Annotated in this window: 15 protein-coding genes; 10 read left to right on the forward strand and 5 right to left on the reverse strand. The window is 58.9% G+C overall.

The annotated features are described in order from the left end of the window. The first annotated feature begins 17 nt into the window (after nt 1-17). Both A3OQ_RS0107145 and A3OQ_RS0107150 read left to right on the forward strand, forming a co-directional pair. The gene (locus A3OQ_RS0107145) at nt 18-575 is read left to right on the forward strand and encodes a hypothetical protein (protein ID WP_020174687.1); all 558 of its coding nucleotides are present in this window, start codon (nt 18-20) and stop codon (nt 573-575) included. Between the two features lie 25 nt (nt 576-600). Beyond that, a complete protein-coding gene (locus A3OQ_RS0107150) occupies nt 601-1,434 on the forward strand; it encodes an RNA methyltransferase (RefSeq protein ID WP_020174688.1) in 834 nt (277 codons plus the stop codon). 11 nt (nt 1,435-1,445) lie between these two features. On the opposite strand, the gene A3OQ_RS0107155 is transcribed toward A3OQ_RS0107150, so the two are convergent. Further along, nucleotides 1,446-1,706, reverse strand: a complete 261-nt coding sequence (locus A3OQ_RS0107155; protein ID WP_020174689.1) for a hypothetical protein — start codon at nt 1,704-1,706, stop codon at nt 1,446-1,448. A gap of 192 nt (nt 1,707-1,898) precedes the next feature. Beyond that, nucleotides 1,899-3,347, reverse strand: a complete 1,449-nt coding sequence (locus tag A3OQ_RS0107160) for an MFS transporter (protein ID WP_026595595.1) — start codon at nt 3,345-3,347, stop codon at nt 1,899-1,901. 274 nt (nt 3,348-3,621) lie between these two features. Here A3OQ_RS0107160 and murI point away from each other — a divergent pair, with 274 nt between their 5' ends. Together murI and A3OQ_RS0107170 are read left to right on the forward strand one after the other, a co-directional pair. Beyond that, entirely contained in the window at nt 3,622-4,458 is an 837-nt protein-coding gene (murI, locus tag A3OQ_RS0107165) for a glutamate racemase (protein ID WP_040579919.1), read from the forward strand. Between the two features lie 5 nt (nt 4,459-4,463). After that, a complete protein-coding gene (locus A3OQ_RS0107170) occupies nt 4,464-5,465 on the forward strand; it encodes an NADP-dependent oxidoreductase (RefSeq protein ID WP_020174693.1) in 1,002 nt (333 codons plus the stop codon). A 151-nt stretch (nt 5,466-5,616) separates the two neighbouring features. On the opposite strand, the gene A3OQ_RS0107175 is transcribed toward A3OQ_RS0107170, so the two are convergent. Then, the gene (locus A3OQ_RS0107175; RefSeq protein WP_020174694.1) at nt 5,617-6,588 is read right to left on the reverse strand and encodes a bifunctional riboflavin kinase/FAD synthetase; all 972 of its coding nucleotides are present in this window, start codon (nt 6,586-6,588) and stop codon (nt 5,617-5,619) included. Nucleotides 6,589-6,991: 403 nt separating this feature from the next. On the opposite strand from A3OQ_RS0107175, the gene A3OQ_RS0107180 reads away from it, so the two are divergent. The 3 genes from A3OQ_RS0107180 to A3OQ_RS0107190 all read left to right on the forward strand — a co-directional run bounded on the left by A3OQ_RS0107180 (nt 6,992) and on the right by A3OQ_RS0107190 (nt 9,597). Further along, nucleotides 6,992-7,417: a rubrerythrin family protein gene (locus A3OQ_RS0107180; RefSeq protein ID WP_020174695.1), complete on the forward strand. Its 426-nt coding sequence runs from the start codon at nt 6,992-6,994 to the stop codon at nt 7,415-7,417. Nucleotides 7,418-7,500: 83 nt separating this feature from the next. Next, nucleotides 7,501-8,844, forward strand: coding sequence for a heterodisulfide reductase-related iron-sulfur binding cluster (locus A3OQ_RS0107185; RefSeq protein WP_020174696.1), 1,344 nt, complete (start codon nt 7,501-7,503; stop codon nt 8,842-8,844). A gap of 162 nt (nt 8,845-9,006) precedes the next feature. Then, nucleotides 9,007-9,597, forward strand: a complete 591-nt coding sequence (locus A3OQ_RS0107190) for a DUF3501 family protein (RefSeq protein ID WP_020174697.1) — start codon at nt 9,007-9,009, stop codon at nt 9,595-9,597. A 136-nt stretch (nt 9,598-9,733) separates the two neighbouring features. Here the strand turns inward: A3OQ_RS0107190 and A3OQ_RS0107195 are convergent, their stop codons facing one another. Further along, a complete protein-coding gene (locus A3OQ_RS0107195) occupies nt 9,734-10,639 on the reverse strand; it encodes a GNAT family N-acetyltransferase (protein ID WP_020174698.1) in 906 nt (301 codons plus the stop codon). A gap of 141 nt (nt 10,640-10,780) precedes the next feature. Between A3OQ_RS0107195 and A3OQ_RS0107200 the strand changes: the two genes are divergently transcribed. Further along, nucleotides 10,781-11,590: a lysophospholipid acyltransferase family protein gene (locus A3OQ_RS0107200; RefSeq protein ID WP_020174699.1), complete on the forward strand. Its 810-nt coding sequence runs from the start codon at nt 10,781-10,783 to the stop codon at nt 11,588-11,590. A 33-nt stretch (nt 11,591-11,623) separates the two neighbouring features. On the opposite strand, the gene A3OQ_RS0107205 is transcribed toward A3OQ_RS0107200, so the two are convergent. Beyond that, nucleotides 11,624-12,193: a nucleoside 2-deoxyribosyltransferase gene (locus tag A3OQ_RS0107205; protein ID WP_040579922.1), complete on the reverse strand. Its 570-nt coding sequence runs from the start codon at nt 12,191-12,193 to the stop codon at nt 11,624-11,626. 401 nt (nt 12,194-12,594) lie between these two features. On the opposite strand from A3OQ_RS0107205, the gene A3OQ_RS0107210 reads away from it, so the two are divergent. Both A3OQ_RS0107210 and A3OQ_RS21600 read left to right on the forward strand, forming a co-directional pair. Then, a complete protein-coding gene (locus tag A3OQ_RS0107210) occupies nt 12,595-14,226 on the forward strand; it encodes an outer membrane beta-barrel protein (protein ID WP_020174701.1) in 1,632 nt (543 codons plus the stop codon). A 518-nt stretch (nt 14,227-14,744) separates the two neighbouring features. Beyond that, on the forward strand, nt 14,745-16,295 hold the full coding sequence (locus A3OQ_RS21600) for an outer membrane beta-barrel protein (RefSeq protein ID WP_152428350.1): 1,551 nt from the start codon (nt 14,745-14,747) through the stop codon (nt 16,293-16,295). The last annotated feature ends 78 nt before the right edge of the window (nt 16,296-16,373 follow it).

The raw sequence follows: 16,373 nt of genomic DNA on the forward strand, positions 1-16,373 counted from the left end.
GATCGGGAGACGATGACATGGATGAGCAAGTCATACCGGGCCGACGCCGGCAGCTAGCGATTGCCAAGGCGGTCCGGGAGGTCAAGCGCCTCCTTATCATGGTTCTATATCTCTATGTGGTCTTCGGATTATATGTGCTCGATGAAACCGTTATTCTCGGACGGGAGCACATTAATTTCGCGACTCATGGTTTCGCGATCATCAATGCGCTGGTCATGGCGAAGGTTTTGTTGGTTGCCGAGGATATGAGTTTTGCGGACCGGTTCAAAGACAGGCCGCTGATCTATCCGATCCTCTACAAGGCGCTGGCCTTCTCTGTCCTGTTCATTGCCTTTCATGTGGCCGAAAGCGTGCTCCTGGGGCTGTGGCACGGTAAAAGCGCCGCGGAAAGTGTTCCGCAAATCGGTGGCGGCACATTGAAAGGCTGGCTATGCGTGGTTGCGATCTTGTTCGTCTCGCTCGCCCCCTTTTTCGCGTTTCGCGAAATCGGCCGGGTGATCGGAGAAGATGCGCTTTGGGATCTCATGTTCAAAAGACGAAGCAAATCCTATAAGCTTCGGCCGATGGCGGATTAATCTCCATGTTTCAAAACAAATAGTCATGACCGGCGCCGGAACGGATCATTCCAAGAAAAGTCTTGAGGGCGGCCCCGCCATCATTCTCGTGCGTCCGCAACTTGCCGTGAACATCGGCATGTGCGCGCGGGCCATGGCAAATTTCGGCCTCAGCGATTTTCGGCTTGTCTCGCCGCGCGAAGGCTGGCCGCGTACCGGTGCCTTGAAGAAGGGCGCCAATGCGGCGGCGGCCGGCGCCGTGCATCTGCTCGATGCGGCGAAACTTTATGACTCGGTCGAAGAAGCCATCGCCGATTTGAATTTCGTCTGGGCGACGACCGCGCGCGAGCGCGGGCAGGCAAAGCGCGTGCTGACGCCGGCAGAGGCCATGCCCGAAACCGCCGCGCAATTGGCGCTGGGCGAAAAGCATGGCGTGCTCTTCGGCCCGGAGCGCACCGGCATGTCGAACGACGAAATCATGCTGGCCGATGCGATCATCACCTTTCCGGTGAACCCGGCCTATGCCTCGCTCAATCTGGCGCAATCGGTTCTGCTCGTCGGCTATGAGTGGATGCGCGCCTCATCCGAAGCCAAAGCGCCTTTCACCGAGCCCGAGCGCTGGCCCGCCGCGCCGCGCGAGATGGTGACGTCCTTTTTCGAATATCTCGAGACCGAGGCCGAGCGTGCGGGCTTCTTCCGGCCGGTGAGCAAGCTGCCGGTGATGCGCCGCAATCTGCGCAACATCTTTCACAAGATGCGGCTGACCGAGCAGGATGTCCGGACGCTGCGCGGCCTGATCGTGCGGCTCGTCGAGGGGCCGCGCACTGAGGCGGAAAAGCGCAAAAAGCCGGCTGACACCAAAGAGCCAGCCGATCCATGACCTCGAACTTCCTAGATGACATCCGGGCCGAATGTCCGCAATGCGGTCACAAAGACTTCTCCGGCCTGCCCGAGCCGAAGCTCGACGATGTAATCGTCTGTTCCGGATGCGGCTTGCGGGTGCGCCTCGAAGATGCCGTCGCCGCCGGAATCGAGAAGGCGCTGGTTCAAGAGCTGACCAAGGATGGCACCTTTAAGCGCTAGGGAGATCGGCGCTTGCGTCAGAGCCTCCGCGAGTCGGCCCGCGCCTTTGTCGATGATGCGAATTTGCATGTGAGGCCTTGTCAGTGTCGTCGCGGGGCTTCTAGCACGTTCGAACGCCCTCGTCCTTCGAGACGCGCTTCGCGCTCCTCAGGATGAGGGCTACTGAGGCATCCAGCATCTAGCCCTCATCCTGAGGGCGAGCGAAGCTCGCGTCTCGAAGGACGAGGGCGCCTGAAATCGTTTTCCTACGCCTGCAAACACTCACGCCGACGAGAGCGGCTTTGCGACCGATTCCAGCGGCTTTCCCTCCGCCGCTACGCCCCAGATCGCCTGCACCACGGCTGCGAATATCATCAGTCCCGCGCCGACAAGATAACCGAAGAAAACCCAGCCGCGCGATCCCGTCGAGATCAAAAGCCCGAAGAAAGAGGGCGCCAGCACGCCGCCCAAGGCCGTACCGGCCGCATAAAAAACCGCGATGGCGAGCGCCCGGATCTCGACCGGAAAGGTCTCGCTGACGGTGAGATAGGCCGAGCCGGCGGCGGCCGACGCGAAAAAGAAGATCACGCTCCAGGCAATCGTCTGCTGCGTGGCCGTCAGCAGATCGGCGGCGAAAGCCGCGCCGGTCGCCGCGAGCAGAATCCCGGACGTCGCATAAGTGAATGCGATCATCTTCTTGCGTCCAATGGTATCGAAGAAATGTCCGAGGCACAAAGGCCCGAGCACATTGCCGAGCGCGAAAGGCAGGATGTACCAGCCGACATGTTGGGATTTGATCTGATAGAAATCCTCCAGCACAAGCGCGTAAGTGAAGAAGATCGCATTATAGAAAAAGGCCTGCGAGCCCATGAGCAAGAGGCCGACAAGCGCGCGCTGGCGATTGGCCACGAACAAGGTGGTGAAGACTTCTTTCAGCGGCGTGTATTTGCGAGGCCTGATCTTCATCGGTTTCAGCTTGGAGGGATCCTCGAGCTTGGCGCCGCGTTCTTCGAATAGTTTTTCGATGTCAGACGCGATCTTTTCGGCCTCTTTTTCTTTTCCGTGGATGACGAGCCAGCGCGGACTTTCGGGGATCGAGGCGCGCAGAAGCAGGATGAACAGCCCAAGCGTGGCGCCGATCAGAAAGGCCAGCCGCCAGCCGAATTCGACATTGATATAGGCGGGATCGAGGAGCACGATCGAGCCTGCCGCGCCAAGGCCGCCGCCGATCCAGAATGAGCCGTTGATCGCAATATCGGTCTGGCCGCGAAAGCGCGCCGGGATCAATTCCTGTATCGTCGAATTGACCGCGCTATATTCGCCGCCGATTCCGGCGCCTGTCAGAAACCGGAAAACGCAGAAGCTCGCGAAATCCCAGGAGGCGGCTGTTGCCGCCGCCGACACGACATAAAGGCCGAGCGTCACGAAGAAGAGCAATTTGCGGCCCAAGCGATCCGTCGCCCAGCCGAAGACGAGCGCGCCGAGCACGGCGCCGACAAGATAGGCGCTGCCCGCGAGCCCGACGTCTCTATCAGTCATGCGAAGATAGGGGCTCGCTTTCAAGGCGCCGGCCATGGAACCTGCGAGCGTTACTTCGAGCCCGTCGAGAATCCAGGTGATTCCAAGCGCGATGATGACATGCAAATGGAAACGGCCGAAAGGCAGCCGGTCGAGCCGGGCCGGGACCTTGGTTTCGACCGTATCTTGGGTCTCGTCTGTCTCTTGATGCATTTTTGCGGCGCGTTGTTCCACGGCTGTTCTCCGGCGATCCTGCCCCAACGCGCAAGACGGCTATTGGCTCCGCGAAAACAGGAGTTGCAGGCGATGATCGGCCAATCCGCCCCATTGAGGCCGCGAAGATCGATCTTATGCTGGTAACGCGCTATGAACGGATGATGCCGAAAGGTTGCAGACGTTTCGGTTGGATCGTGCGTCAGGCAAAAGATGGCGCGTGATATGATTTGCCCCGGCCAATGGCCTTTTCAGGAGCCGTTTGTTCTTTAATATGTCCGATGTGCCCAAAATCCTCGTCTTTGATTCGGGCCTTGGCGGCCTGACCGTCTTCGCAGAGACCGTCTTATTGCGGCCGGACGCGCGGTTCTTCTATGCCGCCGACGACGCCGGTTTTCCTTACGGCCGGCTCGGCGAGACACAATTGATCGCGCGGGTGATGGCCGTCATGGAGCGGCTGATCGCCAGCACAGCGCCCGATGTGGTGGTCGTCGCCTGCAATACGGCATCGACCCTTGTCCTGCCGCATCTGCGCTCAGCCTATCCGAAATTGCCTTTCGTCGGCACCGTGCCCGCCGTCAAACCGGCGGCGGCGCAATCGCGCTCGCATATGATCTCGGTCCTCGCGACGCCGGGCACGGTCGCGCGGGACTATACCCACGACCTTGTCCGCACCTATGCGGCGCATTGTGAGGTCACGCTGGTCGGTTCGCGCGATCTCGCAAGCCTGGCCGAAGCCTATATGAAGGGCGAGCCTGTCTCGGACGCTGAGATCCTGCGCGAGATCGCGCCTTGTTTCATCGAGGCTGAGGGCAAGCGCACCGATTGCATCGTGCTCGCCTGCACGCATTATCCTTTGCTCCTCGCCGAGTTCGCGCGTCTGGCGCCCTGGCCGGTCGATTGGATCGATCCGGCGCCCGCGATCGCGCGCCGCGTCGATCATGTGCTGAGAGAGGATTTGGGCTTCGCGTCGCCGCAAGCGGCGACGTCTTTGTCGCATCGCGCTTTGTTTACTGGCGCAAAGCTTCCGCAGCCGGCGCTCGATAAGGCATTGCGGGCGCGCCATTTCACCGAGATCCTGTTGGACCCGATGCCGCTCCTCGTCGAGTAAGATATATGTTTCTCAACAAAGGTTTTGTGCTTGCGTCGCGGCCCGAGGGTGCGCCGCGGCCGGAGAATTTCCGGCTTGTCACCTCCGAGGTGGCGGAACCGGCTGGGGGCGAAGTGATCGTGCGACATCATTATCTGTCGCTCGATCCCTATATGCGCGGACGCATGAACGCGGCGAAATCCTACGCCGAGCCGCAGAAGCTCGATGCCATCATGATCGGCGGGACGGTCGGCGAAGTGGTCGCCTCGCAAAATCCTGCCTTCGCCGTCGGCGATATGGTCGTGGGCATGGGCGGCTGGCAGCTTTATGCGCGCTCGACAGGGCAGGGCCTACGCAAAATCACAAGGCCGCATATTCCGGTCCAGGCTTTTCTCGGGCTTCTTGGCATGCCGGGCATCACCGCCTGGTATGGGATCAACGCCATCCTTGCGCCGAAACCGGGCGAGGTGGTCACCGTCTCAGCGGCGACGGGCGCGGTGGGCTCCGTTGCAGGGCAGCTCGCCAAAATGGCTGGCGCGCGCGTCATCGGCATCGCGGGCGGCGAAGCGAAATGCCGTTTTGCTGTGGAGGTGCTGGGCTACGATCTGTGTATCGATCATCGCGCGCCCGATTTCGAGGCGCGGCTCGCTGCGGCTCTGCCAGACGGCGTGGATTGCGTGTTTGAAAATGTCGGCGGCAAGCCTTTGGCGCTGTGTCTCGAACGGCTGCGGGATTTTTCGCGCATCGCGATCTGCGGTCTCGTTGCGTCGGGCTATGACGGCGCGACGCCGACGCCGCTGCGCGATCTCAAGATCATTCTCGACCGGCGTGCCCGCATCGAAGGCTTCGTCATCACCGATCATCGCGCACTCTGGCCGCAGGCGATCGACGAACTCGCCGATTATTTCGAAGACGGCAGGCTCGGATGGACGGAGACCGTTGAGGAGGGTTTGGAAGCCGCGCCCGAAGCTTTCATCGGGATGTTGCAGGGCAAGAATTTCGGCAAGCAGCTCGTGAAGCTGATTTGAGTTCTTAGTGCCGCCCTCGCCCTTCGATGCTTCGAGACGCGCTCCTGACGGAGCGCTCTTCAGCATGAGGGGGACAGCGTTGCTTTAAATCCCTCACCCTGAGGAGCGCGCATGGCGCGCGTCTCGAAGGGCGAGGGATTTTTAAAACCAACTATTGCTTGAGCAAGTCCTTCGCCTGCGCTGCGTCCTTGCCGATCTGCGCCGTCAGAGCCTCGAGCGAGGCGAATTTCTCCTCGCCGCGGATGAAGCCGATGAAATCCACTTCGATCGTCTGGCCATAAAGATCGCCCGAGAAATCGAACAGAAAGACTTCCAAAAGCGCCGGGCCTTCGCCGACGGTCGGACGCCGCCCGTAATTGGCGACGCCATCATAAATGCTCTCAGCCACCGTGACGCGTACGGCATAGACGCCGTGCCGCAGCCGGCAGCTTGGCTCGGGTACGATATTCGCCGTCGGGAAACCTATGGTCCGTCCAAGCTTTTGGCCCTCAGTGACCGTGCCGATGATCACGTAAGGATGTCCGAGCAAATGGCGCGCACGCGCGACATCGCCTTGCTCCAGCGCCGCGCGCGTCGCCGTCGAGGAGGCCGCTTCGATTGAGCCATCCGCATCGGCGGTGATGCGCTCGACGATTTCGACCTCGAACCCATGCCGCACGCCGGCCTCTTTCAGAAAGGCGGGCGTTCCCGACCGGCCCTTGCCGAAATGAAAGTCGTAGCCCGCCACAACCGCCTTGATGGCCAGACGCCGGATCAAAATATCCGTCACGAAATCCTCGGCCGGGAGGCCGGACAGAGCCGCGTCGAAGGTGAAAACGATCATGCCGTCGAGACCGAGCGCGGCGAGCGTCACGATCTTGGCTTCCTGCGGCGTCAGACGGAAAATCGTATGCGCGCCGTTGAAGAAATCGGCCGGATGCGGCTCGAAGGTTAAAACCGCGCAGGGGCGTTGAAGCCGATGCGCTATGGCCAAAGCGCGCGCGATGACTGCTTTATGGCCGCGATGCACGCCATCGAAATTGCCGAGCGCGACAACCGCGCCGTCGAGCCCCGGCGGCGGCGATAGTGGATCCGTCGCGACGACAAAGGTTCCGGGGGTGGGAAAACCGGTCAAGGCGCTCAAATGGGTTCGACGAGGAAATATTCGCGACACGCTTTCCGACGACTGAGGACGTCGATGCCGCTTGGATGCGGGCGAACCTGCCGCGCGGGCAAGGTTGCGTCAAGCGTTGGACTGGCCATTCCCCGAAAGGAGCCAAATTGCCGCGACAGCCCGGCAATGCTTTCGTTTCGGGACGATGTCGGCCTGCCGTGCGGCTTTCGCCGAAACGCGAAAAGACCTTTCGCCACGGAGACTTGAGCAAAAGTTAAATCGCTCTAATAAACGGGATTGACGCCACTCTTTGCTATATTTAGACTAATTCTAAGCCGACACCTTAGCGGCCCATCGGGTCGCGGCGCCGGTTTATGTCCTCACCGTCCGAGTCCTTAATTTCAAAGTCCTCTATGTCCAAGGGAGTGGTACCATGGCTGAGCTCAAAGGTAGCCAAACGGAAGGCAATCTGAAAGCGGCATTTGCTGGCGAATCGCAAGCCAATCGCCGTTATCTGTATTTCGCACAAAAGGCCGATGTCGAAGGCTATAATGATGTTGCGGCTGTTTTCCGTTCGACCGCGGAAGGCGAGACCGGCCACGCCCACGGCCATCTCGAGTTCCTTGAGAAGGTCGGCGATCCGGCCACCGGTCTGCCGATCGGCCCGACCTCGAGCAATCTCGGCGCTGCCGTCGCCGGTGAGACGCACGAATATACCGACATGTATCCTGGCATGGCCCGCACCGCCCGCGAAGAAGGCTTCGGCGAAATCGCCGATTGGTTCGAGACGCTGGCCAAGGCCGAGCGTTCGCATGCCGGCCGCTTCCAGAAGGCTCTCGACGAGCTGAAGGTCGCCTAATCCAACGGGCCCGGCCGTGCAATCGGCCGGGCCGCTCTTTTCCCTTCACGTTCTTTAATCGCAACAACCAAGAAGATCGCATCATGAAGGAAGGCAGCCTCGCTGCGCCGATACGGCATCCGCTCGATTGGCAAAATCCGGATTTTTACGACGAAGCGAAGCTCGACGCCGAGATGCGGCGCGTCTTCGACATTTGTCACACCTGCCGGCGCTGTTTCAATCTTTGCGATTCCTTCCCGCGCCTGTTCGATCTCATCGACGAGTCGAAGACAGCCGAACTCGATTCGGTCGACAGCAAGGATTTCAAGCCGGTCGTCGAGGCTTGCACGCTCTGCGACATGTGCTTCATGACGAAATGCCCCTACGTGCCGCCGCACGAATGGAATCTCGATTTTCCGCATCTGATGCTGCGCTATCGCGCCGTCGAAGCGAAGAAAGGGCAGATCCCGCTCACCGATCGCGAATTGGCCAAGACCGACCGCAACGGCAAGATCGCTGGCTTTGTGGCGCCGCTCGCCAATTGGGCGATGGACAAGGCCAATCAAACCATGCGCGGCCTGCTCGAAAAATTCGCCGGCCTCGATCGCGACGCGGATCTGCCGAAATATGCGGGCAAGAGTTTCGAAGCGCGGACCAAAGAGAATCCTCCCGTCGTTGACCCTACGGCGCCGGCCTTCGGCCGCAAGGCTGTCATCTATGCGACCTGCTTCGTCGATTATCATAATCCCGATATCGGTCTCGCGGCGCAGGCCGTGCTCGCTAAAAACGGCGTCGCGACCGAGGTAGTCTATCCGCAGTGTTGCGGCATGCCGATGCTGGAACAAGGCCTGATCGAAGAGGTCGCCAAAGGCGCGAAGACCGTTGCCGCCGAGATGCGGCCCTGGATCGAAAAGGGCTATGACATTATCGCGCTTGTACCATCCTGCGCCTTGATGCTGAAATTCGAATGGCCTTTGATCCTGCCGCAAAACGAGGATGTGAAGCTTCTGTCGAAATCAACGTTCGACTTGAGCGAATATGTCGTCGACATCGGCAGGAAAGAAGGAATGGCGCCCGGCCTGCAGGCGGTCGACGGCGGCATTTCGCTTCATATGTCCTGCCATTCGCGGGCTCAGAACATGGGGCAGAAGGCGGCTGAAATGCTGCGCCTCGTGCCCGGCGCCGCGGTCTCGGTGATCGAGCGCTGCTCGGGCCATGGCGGGTCCTGGGGCTATAAGAAGGAAAATTTCAAGACGGCGCTGAAGGTCGGCGCGCCGGTGGCGCGTCAGGTCGATGAAAACGCGAAAACCTTCGTCAGCTCAGAATGTCCGCTCGCGGGGCTTCATATCGCGCAAGGCGTGGAGAAACTCGGCGGCTCTAATCCAAAGCCGACACTGCTTGCGCATCCGATCCAATACATCGCACGCGCCTATGGAAGGAACGCGTAGGTTAGAGCAAACCTTCTTCCAGAGGGAGAGGGTGGTCAGCGGAGCTGACCGGGTGAGGGGTTACGATCTTAACATTGAGGGGCTGTAACCCCTCATCCGACCCGACTTCGTCGGGCCACCTTCTCCCACAGGGAGAAGGTTCGCACACTGAACGGATGGATCATGGGATCGAAACATGCACTGACGGCCGAAGATATTCTGCCGATTCCGGAATATGGGAAGATCCGCGACGAAAGCCGCCGCAAAATCTCCGAACGCAAGCGCGACCGGCGCATCGAGGTCGGGCCCTATGTCACCTTCTATTTCGAGAATTACGACACGATGTGGATGCAGGTCCACGAGATGGTCTATATCGAAAAGGGCGGCCCCGAGCAGATCAAGGACGAGCTTGCCGCCTATAATCCGTTGATCCCCAAAGGTCAGGAATTGGTCGCGACCTTCATGATCGAGATCAATGATCCGGATCGCCGCGCGCGTGCGTTGGCGACACTCGGCGGAATCGAGAACACGGCCTTTATCACGATCGGTCCGGATCGGATCGCGGCTGTCGCCGAAGTCGATCAGGATCGCACGCGGGAAGACGGCAAGGCCTCTTCCGTCCAATTCGTGCATTTTCCCTTCACGCCGGCGCTGATCGCGGCTTTCCGCACACCGGGCGCACAGGTGATCTTGGGGCTCGGGCATCCCAATTACAGCCATATGGCGGTCCTGCCCGAAAATGTGCGGACCGAGCTGGCTGGTGATTTCGATTGAAAGCCCTCATCCTGAGGAGCACGCGCAGCGTGCGGCTCGAAGGACGAGGGCGAGACGTGCTTTAAAAACTGCGTGCTTCGAGACGGCCCTTATGGACCTCCTCAGCATGAGGTTTTTTACGACTCGTGGCGAGCCCTTAAGCCACCTCGCCGCTGGCGAGCCCGCAGTCTGCGCCGAAATGCGCCAAATAGCGTTTGTCGATCTCGCTCATCGGCATGACCGCGAAAACATCGATCGTCCCGAATTGCCGGTCGAGCACGGCGCCGCTGCTGAACCGCGCCCCGGCGCGGAGATAGGCCTTGAGCAGCGGCGGCAGGTTGGCGAGCATCAATCGATCGTCCTGAGCGGCATCATCGAGCGACGAAATATTGGCTTCGCGGCCGGCCAGCGGCGTAACCTGCCAATCGGCGGGCAGGCTGGCGTGACGCTGCAGGGTGGCGAGCGGTCCAGAGGCTAGCTCCGCATCCATGGTCGGCAGACTCGCGCAGCCGATCATCACGTCGATGCGGTGATGCTTCGCGTAAAGCCAAAGCCCGCGCCACAAAAGTTCGATGACGCGCTTTGCCCGGTAATCCGAATGAACGCAGGAGCGGCCGAGTTCGAGCAGGCGCGTTTCGGGATGCCGCGCGATGATCGGAGCAAGATCGAATTCGCTTTGGCTGTAGAAGCCGCTGTGGCGCGCCGCGATGTCGCCGCGCAGCAGCCGGTAGGTGCCGACCACTTTCGCCTTTTTCGATCCATGCCTGGTCTTGGCTTCGGTATCGACGACATAAAGATGGTCGCAAACGGAGTCGAAGGGACAAATGTCGCGCCGCAGAATGGCCGAAAGCCGATCTGCGATCGCATGGCCTTCCTTATAGAAGACTTTGAAGCGCAGTCCCTGAATCTTCTTCAGCTCTTTCTCGCTAGAAGAGAGCCGCAGCTCGAAAGGACCAAGCCGCTCTAGGACATTGGGTAATGTGTTTTGGGCGAGGCCTGATTCGAGGGAAGCGTCTGGCGCGCGAGGAAGGCCGAACGGCGTGCTAAGATCTGTGCGTTCCATATCTTCAGACTCTGAGAATCGTTTCTTTTTCATACGAAAATGATATCACGTTTCCGTGACAGCGCTGCCAAGTGCAGATTTCATCTTGTTGAAACATACCGGATTTATAGCGATTCTGTGACTCGATCCTAATGGAAGATAATGGCCTATCTTCGTGCCGGCTTCATTGTGGCGACCCTGCTGTTCTTTTTCGTCGTCGTCACGCCGTTCCAGATCATCGCAGTCCGCCTCAACCTGCCAGTCGCGGCGCTCGGGCAGTTGGCGCTCTGCAGGGCGTTGCTGTTCCTACTGCGGGTCGAGACCGACTGCATCGGTGAGCCGTCGCGAGAGCGGCCGCGTCTGATCCTTGCCAATCATGTGTCATGGATCGATATTCTCGTCTTCGGTGCCGTCGAGCCCGTGTGTTTCCTGGCCAAGCGCGAAGTCTCGACCTGGCCGATCATTGCTTCCTTTGCGAAAGCGCAGCGCACCGTCTTTGTCGATCGCAAGCGCCGCCGCAGCATCCCGGGCGCCAATCGTGCGATGGCGGAGCGGATGAGTGAGAAACGCAGCGTGATTCTGTTTCCCGAAGCCACGACCTGCGATGGCGTTGCGCTCGGCAAATTTCATTCCTCGCATGTCGCCGCCGCGCGGGACCTGCTTGCCTGCGATCCCGGCACCGATAGCGTTTTCATCCAGCCCACGGCGATTTTTTATTCCTCGCCGCACGCTGTCTGGACCGGCGATGCGACTCTGCTGCCGCATCTTTGGGAGATCCTGCGCGGCGCGCCTTTGCGCGTGAATGTCGTCTTCGGCAAGCCGCTCGCCTATGAGCGCGGCAGCGACCGCAAGAGCCTGTGTCTGGCGGCGAAGGCGGCGATCGCCGATCTTTTGCAGGCGCATCGGAGCGAAGCCGGTCATGCGCCAGCGTCCGTGCAGGCGTCTCTGTTCGAAATGAGACACGCGGGTTAAGGCGCGTTCTTGCCGGATTTTCTCGGGCGCACGTTAGCCTGAGAAATATTTCTGCGCTTCTTCGAGACAGGCAATAAACCCGGCAAACTCGTCGAGGCGGCCTTGCGCGTCGATGCGGATGAGCACACCGCCTTGCGCCGTCAAGGCTTCCGTCAGCATCAAAGTATCGGCATTGCCGAAATCTTCGATCAGCAGGCCATGCGGATCGCGCCATGACGATGTCGCGGAATCATATGTGGCCATGCCGTTGCGCTTCGTGCGTTCGAGTAAAGTTTCGGCATCATTGCTATAGGCGAAGACAGGTCGGTTAAGCCCAGTGAGCAGACCAAGCTCGAAGGCCGTGCCCACGTCAGCGGAGACGCCGCGAAACGGCGTCAGGTTCACGATGCCCGCGTCGGCATCATGGATCATGCCGACATTCGCGCGATAAATGAAAGCATCGCGGCGTTCTTCCGAGAATCCCTGCATCGCTTCATTGTCGAGCGGATAGAGACCTTCGAAGCCGAAGCTTTCGCAGAGGTCCTTTTTACGCTGGCCGATTTCGGCCGCGTTGGGCAGAAACACGTCGGGACCTGCAAGGTAAAGTTTCGGTCTTTGGGCCATGCAAACGTCTTCTACCTCGATTGGATGACAGAAAATACGAGAGAAAATCTCGTGAGATAAACTTGTCACACGGGCGAACTTTTCCGCTGTGCGTATTCGGCGTCCCGAGAGGTTTATATGGAATTGTTATGCCCGCCATGGAACACCTTTCTGGAACCTATATGCGCTTTTTGCGACTCGGAGCCGGCACCGAGGGATGCATGAAGGCAGCGGTTCGGCGGAGGGGGCTCCGTCAGTTGCGTCGGCAAGCTTTGCCGTACGTAACATCAAAAGTGCGGGCATGAACTGGTGTTCGATTTATCAGCACATGAACCGCAGCAGCTTTCCATCACTCGGTGCGTGTGATGCGGGTGCCGCGATCGAGCTGCGGGCTTGATCGTGTTTGAAAAGGGGGCGGGAAAGTGAAGAAGATATTTTTAGGGGGCCTGAGCGCCATAGCGTTACTCGCAAATGGGGCGGGTCACGCAGCCGATCTCGGCGTCGCGGTGACACCCGCGCCGATCTTTGCAGCAGGTACACCTGCCGACGATAACTTCTTCGCACGGCTTTATCATGCTTATGACGTTGAATGGGGATTGGCCACGGCGCCGGTTGATCCGAAGGCGCCACCAGCCCCGCCGTCCCGGCGCGACTATTGGCCTGTGACTCCAGAGACGACGCCTCCGATGCCCTTCACCGAATGGCCTTACGGTGGTACCACTTCGCTCGGCGTGTCGCGGCCAAATTCGGTCGACAGTCCATTAATGACCGCCCTCGGTCCGACCGCGGTGGGCAACTGGCTGAGCGACCAGCACATCCAGATCTATGGTTGGGCGGATGTCGGTGGCAATGCCAGCTCCAATACGAGACGACCTGGCGGCAATGCACCTGCCGGCTATGACTATACGCCGAACACCGTGACGCTCGATCAGTTTGTAGTCTATGTCGAACGTGTGCCCGATACGGTACAAAAGGACCACATCGATTGGGGCTTTCGAGTTTCCGGACTTTACGGCGAAAATTATCGGTACACGACCGCCTATGGTGCTTGGAGCTATCAGCTGCTGACGCACAATCGCGTCTATGGATATGACGCGCCGATGGTCTATGGCGAACTCTTCATTCCGCAACTTGCAGAAGGGCTGATTATTCGGGCAGGTCGCTACATCTCTCTGCCCGACATCGAGGCGCAGCTTGCGCCCAACAATTATATGTACACGCACTCGTTCGCCTATAATTTCGACAATTACACCAACACAGGTGTCCAAGCCACGCTTGCGGCCACGAAAAATCTGTTTCTGCAATTGGGTGTGTCGGTCGGCAGCGATACGATGCCGTGGAATGCCGGCAAGAGGCTTGTCAATCCGGACCCGAACCCGCTTTTCCCGGGCACGAGTTATCTCAAAGACCCAGGCGCCATTCCCTCCGTCACCGGGTGTATCCGCTATCAAACCGACGCGGGCAATGACAACGTCTATCTCTGTGCCGATGCGGAGAACAGCGGCACATGGGGTTACAACAACCTGCAATGGTATGGCCTGACCTATTATCACAAGTTCGATGAGCATTGGCACATATCCTTCGAAACTTATGAGCTCGGCCAACACAACGTCCCCAATTTGAACAACCCGATCGCGGCCGCGGCTGTCGCTAACGGCGGCACTCCGTTCTCAACAGGATCGGCGTTCAATGGAATCAACTTCAATGCACCGAATGCGGCCCAGTGCAAAAACACCGTGACGCTGACATGCACGACACGCACCTACACGTTCCTGACTTACTTGAACTATAGCCCGGAGCCGTTGGACAATATCTCGCTGCGCGCCGAGTTCTATAATGACCTGGAGGGTCAACGCACGGGTATCGCCACAAGCTACTTCGAAACCGGGCTCGGCTGGCAGCATTGGTTCTCGCCACAAGTCGAAATCCGGCCTGAGGTAGTTTATTATAGGTCGTTCGAAGCTCCGGCCTTTAACGGCAATTCCGCCGCGGGCATCGCGCCCAATCGGAGCTGGGCGGTCGTCACTTCAGGCGATTTGATCTGGCATTTCTGAATATCGGTATGCCAGCGTCAAGGCGCGTTGAAACCAAATCCCGAAGAGCCATCCGGCTTTTCGGGATTTTTCGTTGAGGCGCGTTAAAAAAGAGACTGTGCCCCGCCAACCCAATCATATTTTGAAGCAATTCCATTCGGGCGGAATGATTTTAAACGTGCGGCCGCATAGGGCGCGATCGTCCCTATCTGCATTTATACATATAGGAATCTCGTATATTTTTTTGCTGCATGCATATAAATTTCATATAGATTCGAGTGTGCCGCCATCAGTCTGCGATGCGGTGAACCTCGTCGACTGAACCGGGTGGCAAAGAGGCCGCTTCGGAAGCAACCCAGATCCGGGCCGCATGGCAACGATGCCGCGGCATGACATCCAGATCCGGGCCAAGCGGCAATGGAGCCGCTGCGGCGAATAAAAGTCCCGCCGTACAGCAACGAAGCTGCGGCGATGAAACTTCGAACTGCCAAACGGCAATGAAGCCGTTTTTGTAACGCTTCTAGTTTCATCGAGGGATCATGGGAAAACAGTGTCCCACGGCTGCAGTTGCTCTTGCTCTCTTGCTCGTCGTGTTTTCGCGACAGGCTTTTGCGGACGATCTCGACCAGCCTTTGCCGCCGGTGCCCCCCGTGGCCACCGATGAGTCGAACTTCTTTTCGCGGCTCTATCACGCCTATGCGGATGAATGGGGTCCGCCCAAACCGGCCGACCCGAATGCACCGGCCTCGCGGCGGCCCTCGCCCTTTCCGCCTTCGCCCGTGGATACGCCGCCCTATCCGTTCACCGAATGGCCTTTCGGCGGCGCGACGACGATCGGCGCGTCGCTGCCGAACTCGATCGATGCGCCTTTGCAGAAGGCGGTCGGCACCGGTAATCCGCTCGGCAAGACATTGGACGACGCGCATATCCAGATCTATGGCTGGGTCAATCCCGGCGGCAATTTCAGCACGGCTTCGGGCTATGCCGGCAATGCGCCGGCCCAATATATGTTCACGCCCAATATCGTTCAGCTCGATCAGGCCGTACTCTTTATAGAGCGTGTGCCCGATACGGTGCAGAAGGATCATATCGATTGGGGATTTAGAGTCAGCGGACTCTATGGAGAAAACTATCGCTATGCGACGGCCTTGGGGCTGTTCAGTAACCAGCTCCTCTATCACAATCATTTCGCCGGCTTCGACATGCCGATGGTCTATGGCGAACTCTATATTCCCAATGTCGCCGAAGGTCTTTTGTTCAGGCTCGGCCGCTATCCCGGCGTCCCCGACATCGAATCCCAGATCGCGCCTTATAATTACATGTATTCGCATTCGCTAAGCTACGTCGACGCGGCGACGAACACGGGCCTTATCGGAACGTTGAAACTGACCAAGAATTGGATGCTGCAATTGGGCGTCACCGCCGGCTCGGACACGATGCCGTGGAATGCGAAACAAATCTCACTCGTCAACCCGGTGACCGGTGGCCCAGGCTATAGTGGGAAGCGCGATCCCGGCGTTCAGCCTTCGCTGACGGCCTGCGCCCAATATCAGACCGACAGCGCCTATGATGCCATCTATCTCTGCGCCAATGGCATCAATAGCGGCAATTGGGGTTACAATAATCTGCAATGGTATGGCGGCACTTATTATCACAAGTTCGACGACAAGTGGCACATCGCAGTTGAATCCTATTACATGTACCAAAAGGGCGTGCTCGACGTCTCGCAAGGTTACGGCAGCACGGCTTTTGCCTATATGGTCAATCCACCATTGGAAGCGCATTGTCCGATCGGGCAGGTGCAATGCACGGCCAAGGAATGGTCGATCCTCGCCTATCTGAATTACAAAATCACGCCGATGGATAATTTTACCTGGCGCGCCGAATTCTTCAATGATGAGAACGGCCAGCGCACCGGCACGGCCACGCGCTACACCAATGTTGCTTTCGGCTTGCAGCATTGGTTTTCACCAAGCGTTGAAATCCGCCCGGAAATCGCCTGGTATCATTCGCTTGACAATCCGGCCTTCGACCACGGAACACAGCATTTCCTGACCGTCGTTTCGAGCGATCTGATCTGGCACTTTTGAGCGAGATCAATGTCCGGCCGTGCCGCTTCGATTAAGGTTTAACGGTCGAAAATCGTTGGCCTCTTGTTTTGTCATTGT

The sequence above is a fragment of the Methyloferula stellata AR4 genome, from assembly GCF_000385335.1.
GTDB classification, from domain to species: domain Bacteria; phylum Pseudomonadota; class Alphaproteobacteria; order Rhizobiales; family Beijerinckiaceae; genus Methyloferula; species Methyloferula stellata.